Here is a 1,194-nt window from a genome sequence, read left to right as displayed (position 1 = left end):
GGTCGGAATTGCCCTTGTATGCCGGACGGTCGCTGTTGCCCCGGTACGGAGGACGGTCGCCGTCGCGCTGCGGACGGTCGGAGTTGCCCTGGTACGCCGGGCGGTCGCTGTTCCCGCGGTAGGGAGGGCGGTCGCCGTCGCGCTGCGGACGGTCAGAGTTGTAGGAAGGACGATCGCTGTTGCCCTTGTACGCGGGACGGTCGGAGTTGCCACGGTAGGGAGGACGGTCACCATCGCGCTGGGGACGGTCCGAGTTGCCCTGGTACGCCGGGCGATCGCTGTTCCCGCGGTAGGGCGGGCGGTCGCCATCGCGCTGCGGACGGTCGGAGTTACCCCGGTACGGTGCACGCTCCCCACCCTGCGGACGGTCGGAGTTGCCACGGTACGGAGGGCGATCGCCATCACGCTGGGGACGGTCATTTCCGCCGGTGTTGCCACGGTACGGCGGACGGTCTCCGTCGCGCTGCGGGCGGTCGGAGTTGCCGCGGTACGGCGGGCGGGCGCCGTCCTGATTGGGTCGGTCCGACCCTCCGCGACCACCCTGGTAGCCGCCGGTGCGACGATCGCCGCTCCCGTTGTCGCGTGCGTCGTTCCCGTTGCGTTCCGTGGGGGTCACTGTTTATCTCCTGTAGGTGTGGCTATACGTACCGGACTACTTCTCCAGCGTACGTTAACGGCAAAATGGCCACCCGAATGGGTGGCCATTTTGANGTACGTTAACGGCAAAATGGCCACCCGAATGGGTGGCCATTTTGACTAAGTTAAGTCCGGCGGTGTCCTACTCTCCCACAGGGTCCCCCCTGCAGTACCATCGGCGCAAAGAGTCTTAGCTTCCGGGTTCGGAATGTGACCGGGCGTTTCCCTCTTGCTATGGCCGCCGAAACAATGTGCGATGCCCGCACCTAGGTGCCGGCCATCAAGTCGTTTCGAACCATCAAGCTTCGATTGCTCTAGTCTACAGGACATCACGGCTGGCCGCCTCCGCGAGCCGTGAGTTAGGCACCGAAAACTCGCGCATCCTGGTGCTTTTCTCACAATTCGCGGAACCGGGCTGGGTGGGGGTTAAACGCAGAAAAGCCACCCCGGGTGGGGTGGCTTTTCTGTGTGTTTCTAAGTTAAGTCCGGCGGTGTCCTACTCTCCCACAGGGTCCCCCCTGCAGTACCATCGGCGCAAAGAGTCTTAGCTTCCGGGTT

At 64.0% G+C, this 1,194-nt stretch carries 2 rRNA genes; both read right to left on the bottom strand.

The window, feature by feature from the left end:
• Positions 1-765: 765 nt before the first annotated feature.
• Positions 766-882 (bottom strand): 5S ribosomal RNA (gene rrf / locus E3T22_RS06035).
• 237 nt (positions 883-1,119) lie between these two features.
• Positions 1,120-1,194, bottom strand: a 5S ribosomal RNA gene (gene rrf / locus E3T22_RS06030); the annotation flags it as partial.

This window comes from Cryobacterium sp. TMB3-10 (assembly GCF_004402305.1).
GTDB classification, from domain to species: Bacteria; Actinomycetota; Actinomycetes; order Actinomycetales; family Microbacteriaceae; genus Cryobacterium; species Cryobacterium zongtaii.
The sequence above is the reverse complement of the archived record's forward strand: the minus strand, read 5'-3'. Positions and strand labels throughout refer to the sequence as shown.